Source organism: Mycoplasma corogypsi (genome assembly GCF_045276875.1).
Taxonomy (GTDB): Bacteria; Bacillota_I; Bacilli_A; order Mycoplasmatales; family Metamycoplasmataceae; genus Mycoplasmopsis; species Mycoplasmopsis corogypsi.
This window is the reverse complement of the sequence record NZ_CP174163.1, coordinates 275,557-286,335: the sequence shown is the minus strand read 5'-3', so window position 1 is coordinate 286,335 and position 10,779 is coordinate 275,557. Positions and strand designations below refer to the sequence as shown.

Annotated in this window: 11 protein-coding genes; 4 read left to right on the top strand and 7 right to left on the bottom strand. The window is 28.6% G+C overall.

All coding sequences use genetic code 4. From position 1 onward, the window contains the following. Positions 1 to 24: 24 nt before the first annotated feature. Genes ACJA23_RS01175 through secG form a run of 5 tightly spaced genes read right to left on the bottom strand, consistent with a single transcriptional unit; the run spans position 25 to position 5,166 of the window. On the bottom strand, positions 25 to 309 hold the full coding sequence (locus tag ACJA23_RS01175; RefSeq protein WP_406614510.1) for an antibiotic biosynthesis monooxygenase family protein: 285 nt from the start codon (positions 307 to 309) through the stop codon (positions 25 to 27). A 14-nt stretch (positions 310 to 323) separates the two neighbouring features. Continuing rightward, positions 324 to 1,871: a methionine--tRNA ligase gene (gene metG, locus ACJA23_RS01170; RefSeq protein ID WP_406614508.1), complete on the bottom strand. Its 1,548-nt coding sequence runs from the start codon at positions 1,869 to 1,871 to the stop codon at positions 324 to 326. Further along, on the bottom strand, positions 1,861 to 2,685 hold the full coding sequence (locus tag ACJA23_RS01165; protein WP_406614506.1) for a tRNA1(Val) (adenine(37)-N6)-methyltransferase: 825 nt from the start codon (positions 2,683 to 2,685) through the stop codon (positions 1,861 to 1,863). Before ACJA23_RS01165 ends, metG begins: the two co-directional genes overlap by 11 nt. After that, a complete protein-coding gene (gene rnr, locus ACJA23_RS01160) occupies positions 2,685 to 4,925 on the bottom strand; it encodes a ribonuclease R (protein ID WP_406614504.1) in 2,241 nt (746 codons plus the stop codon). Before rnr ends, ACJA23_RS01165 begins: the two co-directional genes overlap by 1 nt. Positions 4,926 to 4,929: 4 nt before the next feature. Beyond that, positions 4,930 to 5,166, bottom strand: coding sequence for a preprotein translocase subunit SecG (gene secG, locus ACJA23_RS01155; protein ID WP_406614502.1), 237 nt, complete (start codon positions 5,164 to 5,166; stop codon positions 4,930 to 4,932). A gap of 102 nt (positions 5,167 to 5,268) precedes the next feature. On the opposite strand from secG, the gene ACJA23_RS01150 reads away from it, so the two are divergent. After that, positions 5,269 to 6,192: a nucleotidyltransferase gene (locus ACJA23_RS01150; RefSeq protein WP_406614500.1), complete on the top strand. Its 924-nt coding sequence runs from the start codon at positions 5,269 to 5,271 to the stop codon at positions 6,190 to 6,192. A 59-nt stretch (positions 6,193 to 6,251) separates the two neighbouring features. Here ACJA23_RS01150 and ACJA23_RS01145 read toward each other — a convergent pair whose 3' ends face one another. Both ACJA23_RS01145 and ACJA23_RS01140 read right to left on the bottom strand, forming a co-directional pair. After that, positions 6,252 to 6,899, bottom strand: coding sequence for a hypothetical protein (locus tag ACJA23_RS01145; RefSeq protein WP_406614498.1), 648 nt, complete (start codon positions 6,897 to 6,899; stop codon positions 6,252 to 6,254). 18 nt (positions 6,900 to 6,917) lie between these two features. Then, a complete protein-coding gene (locus ACJA23_RS01140; protein ID WP_406614496.1) occupies positions 6,918 to 7,490 on the bottom strand; it encodes a thymidine kinase in 573 nt (190 codons plus the stop codon). Between the two features lie 224 nt (positions 7,491 to 7,714). Between ACJA23_RS01140 and ACJA23_RS01135 the strand changes: the two genes are divergently transcribed. The 3 genes from ACJA23_RS01135 (at position 7,715) to ACJA23_RS01125 (ending at position 10,777) form a co-directional block, all read left to right on the top strand. Continuing rightward, a complete protein-coding gene (locus ACJA23_RS01135; protein WP_406614494.1) occupies positions 7,715 to 9,334 on the top strand; it encodes an ABC-F family ATP-binding cassette domain-containing protein in 1,620 nt (539 codons plus the stop codon). Then, the gene (locus ACJA23_RS01130; RefSeq protein ID WP_406614492.1) at positions 9,334 to 10,008 is read left to right on the top strand and encodes a 16S rRNA (uracil(1498)-N(3))-methyltransferase; all 675 of its coding nucleotides are present in this window, start codon (positions 9,334 to 9,336) and stop codon (positions 10,006 to 10,008) included. Before ACJA23_RS01135 ends, ACJA23_RS01130 begins: the two co-directional genes overlap by 1 nt. Positions 10,009 to 10,123: 115 nt before the next feature. After that, entirely contained in the window at positions 10,124 to 10,777 is a 654-nt protein-coding gene (locus tag ACJA23_RS01125) for a deoxynucleoside kinase (protein WP_406614490.1), read from the top strand. Positions 10,778 to 10,779: the final 2 nt, after the last annotated feature.

The window sequence follows — 10,779 nt, the reverse complement described above, 5'->3', positions numbered from 1 at the left end:
ACATTATTATTGTTTGAAAAGTAGTTATTTAACTGTAGTTAATTCAAAGTTTACAACTACTGTTTTAGACATTTTAGCTAAAGTGTCTAACTCTTTTTTAAATTCATCAATTTTAGCAAAATCATCATAACTTTGTTTACTTGATCATCTTTCAACCAAAACAATTTTATCATCATCTGCTATTCCGTATTCGAAAGATAAATTTAACTCAAGCATACGGACTTTTTTAGTAAGAACAAACAAGTAATCTAAAAAAGGTTTCATTTTTTCAGGATTAATTGTATATGTAGTTGATTTTGCAAATATCATATTTCTCCGATTTGCTATTTCTTAATACGTTGAAATAACATAAATTGGTTCGCCTGTTTAATATTATCAAATTTTCCAAAGTTGCTTATTAAATTAAATGAAAAAGCCTCGATATTTAACGCTTGTAATACTTCTTGCATCTTTTGTTCTAAAACTACAGATAAATAAGTAGCAACAGCATAAATTCCGTTTAATAATCTGGCGATAATTAATTCTAAACGTTCTAAATCTTCTTTTAAAGTTCAAGGTTGAGTTTCATCAATGTATTTATTTAGTTCACTAGAAAGATTAATAGCAATTTTTAAAGCTTTATCAACTTCAAAACGATCAAAGTGAGATTTGTAAGCTTCAACTGATTGAATAATTTTTTGGTCAATTTCTTGATCTAAAGCATAGTCGCTAACTTTATAAGCGGTTGTCTCAAATGTGTTAGATTTCATTTTTAAGGTTCGAGAAACTAAATTACCAAAGTTATTAATTAAATCAGCATTAACTAAATCAATTAAGCGATCTTCGTCATAAACTCCATCTTCACCTAAAATAATTTGGCTAGATAAGTAGTATTTAACCATTTCTGGGTGGTATTTTTCTAAAAGTAACACTGGATCTACCACATTTCCTTTAGATTTAGACATCTTACCAGTAGGGGTAACAATTCATCCGTGAGATTGAATTCGAGTTGGTAATCTTAAGTCTAAAGCCTTTAAGAAAATTGGTCAATAAATCATATGGAATCGAGCAATTTCTTTACCAATTAAATGCACAACTTCAGCATTTTCGTCATTTCAAAAAGCATTAAAATCATCTGCTAAAACAGCTTTATTAGGGTCATATCCTAGAGCACTAATGTAGTTGCATAATGCATCTAATCACACATAAACTGTGTGATTTGGATCTTCTAGTGTTTTAATTCCTCAATTAATATTAGTTCTTGTAACTGATAAATCTTCTAATCCTTTAAGCAAGAAATTATTCATCATTTCATTAATTAATTTTTGCGGAGCTAAAAAACTAGGATGTTGATTAATGTAATCGATTAGCCACTCTGCAAACTGATTCATTTTAAAAAAGTAACTTTCTTCTGAAACTAAAATAAGTTCATGATTACTTTGTGGATGATAGTATTTACCATCTTTAAAAACAGCTTGTGTTTCAGTTAAAAATTCTTCATCACTAACTGAATATAAACCTTCATATTTTCCTTTATAAATGTAACCATCTTGTAAAAACTTACTAAAAATGTGTTGAATAGCAGTTTTATGAGACTGATTTGTAGTTCTTTGATAATAATCAAATTTAATATCATATAACTTTCATAAATCTAGGTATTTTTGCACTAACTGATCTACAAAAACCTGTGGATCTAAATTAGCTTCTTTTGCTTTTTGTTCAATTTTTTGACCATGCTCATCACTACCTGTTAACATCTTTACTTCATAACCATCAAGCTTTTTGTAATTAGCAATTACTCTAGCTAAAGTTGTGGTGTAAACATGTCCAATATGTAAATTTCCACTAGCGTAATAAATCGGAGTAGCAATATAAAACTTCTTATTCTTCATTTTTGTCTCCAGTTTCTAATTTAATTGGTTTATAAAGTTCTTTGATTGCAGGTAGATATTCGTGATTTACTTTATCATCATTGTCATGCAAGTATAAATTAGGTAAAAAATGTACACCTCAACCAGTTTGGTATCTAGCTTCAATTAAAGCAAATTTAGGTTTATCGTCCACTCTTGGTAAGATAAATTGCACACGTTTTGGCTCAAATTTATATTTTTTAAGCAGCGTAAAACAATCAACTAATCTTTCAACTGGTAAAACCATTGATAGTAGTCCTTTTTGTTCAATGATTTTTGAGCTACCTTCAATTAATTGCTCTAAATTTAAGTGAATTTCGTGTGTGGCAATTAGTTTTTCTTGACTTACTTTTTTACTTACTAACATTTTGTCATAAGGGTAAAAAGGTGGATTACAGAAAATGATATGGTATTTTTTCTTGTTCGATTTTACAAATGATTTTCAATAATTATTAAAATCATCACAATAAATATCAATTTGTTTTTCAAAATTATTTAATTCAACATTATACTTGGCTAATTCAGCTGCATCTTTTTGAATTTCAATCGCATCTATTTTTAATTTATTGTACCTGCTAGCTACAAAAATTGATAAAGCACCGTTATTGCAACCGATTTCTAAAGCACGAGTGGTTCTTTGGATTAAATAAACAAAATTACCAAGTAATATTGTATCAACTGAGTAATTGAACATATTTTTATCTTGGTAAATGTATATATTTGAATCAAAACCTAAAGAGTTTTTAACTAGCTTACGACCAGGAAAAAGTTTGGTTACTAATTCTTTTTCTAGCATTATTTCCTATTAAATGGTTTTTTATTTGTTCTAAATGATTGATTTTTAGCTTTTTCTAATTGTGCTTGGTATTCACCATATAAGTCTTTAAGCACACAATCTACCTTACCTTGAACTAAATCAACATCAACAACTACAACATCAACAAAATCACCAAGTGTAAAGGTTCTATGATTTGAAACAAGTTTAGTTAAATTGTCATTAGCTTCATATTCACCATCAATTAAAGTTGCTTTTCTAACTAAACCACTTGCCTTAAAGTCAAATTCAACAAAGAAACCAAATCCCATAATGCTTAAAATTTGGGCTCTAAAAGTTTGACCAATTTGATTTTTTAAGTATTCAGCAAATTTTAAGTCATTAACATTACGCTCAATTTGAACTGCTTTTTGCTCACTTTTAGTGTTTAAATCACCAAATACTGATAATTCAGCTGTAAAATCTGCAAGTTTATCTAAATCTTTGTTGATAATAAAGTTTCTAATTGTTCTATGAATTACTAAATCTGGATAACGTCTAATTGGACTTGTAAAATGACAGTAGTAATCACTAGCTAAACCAAAGTGTTTGATGTTATCTGGTGAGTAAATCGCTTTTTGCATTGTTCTTAAAAACATTAATTTAACATAATCATCATCACGTTCAGCTTTAGCTCTTTCAACTAATTCAGCGAAATTTTTAGGTGAAATGTTATTAGCAGTTAAACTACCCATAGAAATGCCAACTACACTTAATGCGTTTTTTAGTGATTCTAATTTATCTTCATCAGGTAATTCGTGAACACGATATAAAACAGGTAATTTATTATCATATAAGAATTTAGCTACTGTTTCATTAGCACGAACCATAAAGTCCTCAATTAAAACTTCACTAAATCCTCTTTGTTTGATAATAATTTCTTTAACACTACCAAATTCATCAAGTTTAATTTTTGGTTCATTAATATCAAAATCAATATATCCTTGTTTGATTTTGAGATCATGTAAAATTAAACTTAACTCCTTAGCTTCTTGCAGCATGTGTTTCATTTTTTCTAGTTGGTTAGGCTCTGAATCTTCTTTAATTAAACCAGTTTTGTAAAATAAATCAACCTCACGGTAAGTTAAACGGTATTTTGATTCAATGATTGCTTGAAACACATCAACATTGACAGTATTACCGTTTGGATCAATTTCCATTTCACAAGCCATAACAAAACGGTCTTCATTAGGGTTTAATGAACAAATACCATTAGATAGTTCTACAGGAAGCATCGGAATAACACGGTCAACTAAATAAATACTTGTTCCACGTTTTAACGCTTCTTTGTTTATTTCAGTGTTTTCACGTACATAATAAGAAACATCGGCAATATAAACACCTAAAAAATAATTTCCATTAGGTAGTTTTTTAACAGTAATAGCATCATCGAAGTCTTTAGTATCATCCCCATCGATAGTTACTATCATTTCATTTCTTAAGTCTCTACGACCAGTTCAATCCTCATTTTCAATGGTCAGAGGAATATTTTTTACTTCTTCATCTAAACTTGAAGGGAAATTGCTAGGAGCTTTAATTTCTTCTAAATAACATTTAACAAAAACCATTGGATCAGCTTCGTTAGTGATGATTTTTTCAACTTCAATTAAAACTACTCTGTCTTCAATTTTGACAATATTACATAAAACTAAATCGTTTAATTTAGGTAAAGCTTTTTGAGATACAATACGATATTGCATCGCTTTATATCTAGCATCTGTTGGTACAAAGTATGTTGATGTGTTTTTTTGTTTGATAAAACCAATAATTTGATTATTACCACGTTCTAAAACTTTTGTAATAACACCATTTTTTAATTCAGTTCCATCTTCTTTTTTGTCTGTATATACGTTTACTTCAACCTTATCACCGTGCATAGCACCATTAAAATTAAAGTTTTTAACAAAAACACATTCATTTGGATCACGGTCTTTTGACCTTTCTTCATTTATTTCTAAATCGAAATCAACAAATCCAAATGTTAAACGGTTTGAAACACTTAAAACACCAACTCTTGTTTGTTCTAAAATCGGTGCATAGTATTCATCATTATTATTTTTGAAAATTTTGTACTCTTTTTGTAAATTAGAAAGCACATTTGTTAATTCTTTGTTATTTTGAATTGAAATATCAAAGTGTTTAGCAATATTGATAAAAGACTTTGGATTTCCTTTTTGAATATATGTGTATATATCTTCAGTGTTAATTTTGTTGTTTCTCATAAATTTATTTGACTAAAATTCTAAGTAAAAGTGATCCAATAATTAACATAAAACCAAATGTATACATTGAATATTTTAGAATCTTTTTAAAACCCCTTTCTTTGGATTGTTTGAATAGTTCTAAGTCGCTTGAACCAACTAAAGCACCAGAAAAACCATTAGAATCTGGTGACATTAGGAATGAAACAATAATGGTTAAAAAACCAGCGATAATTAGAAAAACTGTAATTGCTCAAGCCATAGTGCTCCTTATTTAATTTATTAATTAAATAATACCACAATTTATTTTTTAATTTAGCCAATCAGTTTTGATTTTTAAAATTAGCTTGTGTATAATTAGAACATGAAAAAACAAGTAAATAAAGTTGGGATTGTAGTTGAATATAACCCTTTTCATAATGGGCATAAATATCAATTAGATTGGGTCTTCAAAAACATCCAAAACGCTGAAATTACTATAGCAATGAGTAAAAAATACACCCAAAGAGGTGAGATAGCTTGCGCGAGTTTTTATCAGAGAAAAAGAATTGCAAAAAAATTCGGAGTAAAAAAAGTTATTCCATTAAATATTGAAATTTCAGCTCAAGCTGCACACATTTTTGCTCGTGAATCCGTGTTAAAATTAGCGGCTAAAGGTATTAAATATCTAGTTTTTGGTAGTGAAACTGGCGATGCTAGTGTATTTGTAACAATTGCAACTACAATTAAAAATAACCTTGGAAAATATAATTTACTTGTTAAAAAATATCTTAAAGAAGGTGGTAATAGTTTTCCAAAAGCCACTAGTTTAGCACTAAAAGATTTAGTAGGTTATGAAATTACTATGCCAAATGATATTTTAGGTTTAGAGTATGTTAAAACTATTGTTGATTTTAATTTAGATATTATTCCTATCGCGATTAAACGTACAGTTGGTTTTCATGATGAAAATATAAATGGTGGATTTGCGAGTGCAACTAAAATTCGAAAAATGCTAGCTGAAGGTTTAGATGTTTCAAAATATACACCAATGAAACTAACTAAAATACCTAAAAAAAGAGATATTAGTTTAACTTATGATAAGTTTTCTAAAATTGTAAAAACACTACCAGCAAGTGAAATTAGTCAATTTAAAATGATTAGCGAAGGTATGGAAAACTTATTTAAAAAACAAGTATATTTAGCTAAAAATTATGATGAATTTATTGCTAATTGCACTAGCAAAAGATACACAAGTAGTCGTATCAAAAGAGCATATTTATTTACTTTATTAAAGATAAGAAAGTAATAAGTTCATAGTGTTTTGCATATAAAAATCAGCACTTAAGTAAGTGCTGATTTAATTTTTTATAAACCTAATGCTGTTAAAAAATTATTTACTGTATCTTTTACTTCATTGAATTTTAAAATTGTTCCATGACCAACTCTAACTGTTACAGCACCATCTTCTGGCATATCTGAATCATTTAATTGTGCAGCAGATGTAAATAAATCATACATTTGATTTCCTGCAATTGCTCTTGCTTCTTTAGTTGTATCAACTGCTTGTTCAGTTTCTGATCTTTTATTATTTCATAGATTTCTAAGTAATATCAATCATTGTTTAAAAGTGTGATCTGTTGAACCTTTAGCATAAGTTACTAATTCTGATAAAACTGGGTAAGTTGAATTGGTAGTTGTTCCTGCATTTCCTGAAGTTGAAGCACCTGCGTTCCCCTCTGAAGCTCCAGCTTCACCTGTTTCGACATTAACATTTACATTAGTGTTTGTATTTGTTTCTGTACCTGAACCTGTATTTGTACTAGTATTAGTATTTGTGTTTACATCGACAGATGCACTTCCTGAATTATTGTTTGTTTGTGTATTATCTGAAGATGTTTCTGCTTTTACTTGATTTTCAGAAGCTGATTTAACTTCTCCACATGAAACTAAAGCAACAGGTGCAATAAAACCAGCAGATAAAGTAATTAAATAACTTAATTTTTTCAATTTCATATTAAATCTCCGTTAAGATTATCATTTTGGTAAATTTTTCTTACTTGTGGTATGACATTCACGGCATCTGGCTTCGTAGGTATCATCTCCTAATAGATGTCTTTCGGTTGAATTTACTTTACGATAAGACATATTTGCTTGTCCACGACATTTCATGCAGACAGCTTTTAGTTTTGTAACTTTATCAGCAATTGCTAATAAGTTAGCTACTACTTCAAATGGCTTACCTGTGTAATCCATATCTAAACCAGAAACTATTACTTTAATGTTTTTGCTTAATAAATGTTCAATTTGTGTCACAACTGATTCTTCCATAAATGAAATTTCATCAAAAGCTACAGCTTTTGTATCTTTATCAATGTAGTCTCAAATTTCGTTTCCATTATCAATAGCGTGTGCTTCTAAATTAGACCCTGTACGAGAAACAATTTTATCGTTAGCAAAACGTACATCAAAACTTGGTTTAAAAACAACAACATTTACTTTAGCAATTCTTCATGTTGTTATTCTTTTAATTAGCTCTGCACTTTTACCTGAAAACATAGGTCCAGTAATAACTTCTAGTGTGCCTTTTGGTTTATTTCAAAACATTAATACCCCCAAGTGATTTTTATTTTGATTATTATAATAATTTTATGGTTTTTTTCATAAAAAGATTTAAAAACTTGTCTATTGAATTGCTTTAGATTTTGTAATTTCAGCTCAAAAAATTACTAATTATAATAGCAGATTTTAGCAAAAATTTATTATAATTTCAATAACTTATTACCATTGAAACAAAAGCATACTAAAATAATAAATTTAAGGAGGAAATGATGTTAGAAGTGCAAAATTTAAGCAAAGTTTTTAGTGATAAAAAACTTTTTGAAAATGTTAATTTGAAATTTACTGAAGGTAATACTTATGGAATTATTGGGGCTAATGGAGCTGGTAAATCTACATTTTTAAAAATTCTAGCTGGTACAATCGAAGCTACTTCAGGTCAAATTTTAAGAGAAAAAAATAAACGTATTTCAGTTTTAAGTCAGGATCACAACGCTTATGATGATTTTGATGTTACTGAAGTAGTTATTATGGGTAATACAGACCTATATAAAGTTAAAGCTGAAAAAGATGCAATTTACGCAAATCCTGAAGCTACAATGGAGGACTACGAAAAAGCTGCTGAATTAGAAGAAAAATTCGGTGAATTAGGTGGTTGAACTGCTGAAAATGACGCTCAAGAATTATTAAACGACTTACATATTCCAAAAGAAAAATGAAACGCACCAATGCGTGAATTAACAGCTAACCAAAAAATTAAAGTATTGTTAGCTAAAGCATTATTTGGTAATCCAGATATTTTAATAATGGATGAGCCAACTAACCACCTAGACTTGAGAAGTATTCGTTGATTGGAAAACTTTTTAATTGATTACCAAAATGTTGTTATTGTTGTTTCCCATGATAGTGACTTTTTAGATTCAATTTGTACTCATATTGTTGATATCGATTACAATGAAGCTAAAATTTACACTGGAAACTATTCATTCTGAAAACAATCATCTGAATTAGCTCGTGAAATGATGAAACAATCTAACTTGAAAAAAGAAGCACAAATGGAAAAGCTTAAAGAGTTTATCGCTCGTTTCTCAGCTAATGCTTCTAAATCAAAACAAGCTACTTCACGTAAAAAATCATTAGAAAAAATCCAGTTAGATGAAATTAAACCATCAAATCGTAAGTATCCATATGTTAGATGAGACATGAACCGTGATCATGGTAAACAAATTTTAACCGTTGAAAACTTAACTTACCAAAACGAAAAAGGCGAAACATTATTTGAAAACATTTCATTTACATTAAGACCTGGTGAAAAAATGGTTATTGTTGGTGATGATGACATCGCTAAAACAAGACTACTTGAATGTTTAGTAGGTTTAAGAAAACCAACAACTGGAACAGTTGAATGAGGTCAAACAATTACTTACAGCTACTTCCCTAACGATAATAGTTCATATTTTAACACTGATGAAACTATTTTAGAGTGAATTTCTAAATGACCATTAGAAAATAAAGTTAAAGAAAATCGTGAAAACGATGATGCTAGAATGCGTGGGTTTTTAGGTAGAATGCTTTTTAGCAACGATTCAGTATTTAAGAAAGTTGCTGTAACAAGTGGGGGTGAAAAAGCTAGACTAATGTTTTCAAGAATGATGCTTCTTGAATCTAACTTTATTATTTTAGATCAACCACTAGACCACCTAGATGCTGAAAGTATCGATTCAGTGATTGAAGGTGTTAAAGAATATAAAGGTGGAGCAATTTTTACCACTTACAATAGAGCTTTTGTTAACCAATGTGCCGATGTGATTTTAGAACTTAAATCACCAACTAAGAGCTTCTTATTCAGAGGAACTCTTGAAGAATACGAAGATATCATGAGTGATAACTAATGAATAGATTTTTTGTTGAACAAAAACAAGATAATTATTTTCTCTTAAACAAAGAAACATTAAAACACTTACAAGTGATTAGAATTGCAGATAAACCATTTATTTGCGTTTATCAAAAAGAATTCTATAAGTGTATTTTAGAAAATGAAAAAGCCTTAATAATTGATAAATTAGACGAAAACCATGAGTTTAATTTTGAGGTTATTTTAGCTTTGTCTGTTATTAAAATTGAACGATTTGAATGAGCTTTACAAAAAGCTACTGAACTTGGTGCTACTAAAATCATTCCAGTAGTTAGTCAATTTACAAATGGTGAATTAATTAAGTATGGTAAATTTGACAAAAAAATAGCTCGTTTTAATGAAATTATTAAAAATGCAGCTGAGCAATCATTTAGAAACATCATTCCAACCCTTTTACCATTAACTAACTTTAATGATTTAGTTAAAAATGCTACATTACCATTAGTTTTAGCACATGAAAAAACTAATACTATTGATACTTCTTGACAAAATAAATCTTGTATTTTACTAGTTGGACCTGAAGGTGGATTTAGCGATGAAGAAGTAGCATTAGCAACTCAGCGCAATGCTAAAATTATTTCACTAGGTAAAAGAATTTTACGTGCTGAAACTGCTGCTTTGTACCTATTAAGCCAAATTAAAGAAACTTAGTCTCAAAACTGTCCACAAATAACATAGTATTTGTGGATTTTTGGTTTAAAAGCAAGTTTTTTAAACTATGATAAATTTAAAAATTTATAATATAAGAATTAATAAGAGAGGTAAAATGCTAATCGGAATTTCAGGAATGATAGGTAGTGGTAAAAGTGTACTATCTAAAAAACTTGTAAATCATTATAAAAAGAACTCATTGTTATTACAAGAATTTTCAGATGATGATGAAGTTTTTACAACTATGCTAAAATGGCTTTACGAAAGAAAACCTAATTTTGATGCTACTTTTCAAGTGTATGTTTTAGAATATCACTTAGGGTTGGTTGAAAAAATTAAAGCTAAATTTAAAAAGCGTGAAATGGATCAAAATAAAGATATTATTTTCCTTGATCGTTTTGTGGCTGAACATTACGTTTTTGCAACTGTAAACTTAAAACATTGTGAAGAAAAAATCAAGAAAGCTTATGATTCATTTTTTAACTGTATGGTTACTAAAGATAATTTACCAGAGTACGCAATTTTCCTTGATGTTAGTTTTGAAAACTTCAAAGAAAGACTATTTAATCGTGGTAGACAAGTTGAAATTGATAGCTTCGATAAAAACAAAAAATACTTTAAAAACTTACTAGCAATTTATAAAGAAACTTTTATTAAAGTAGCTGAAAAATTTGGTGTTAAATACCAAATAATAGACACAAACGGAAAAAGTGAACTAGAAGTATTTCACGAAGCAAAAATGCATATTGATAACTTTATGAAAGGGTAATT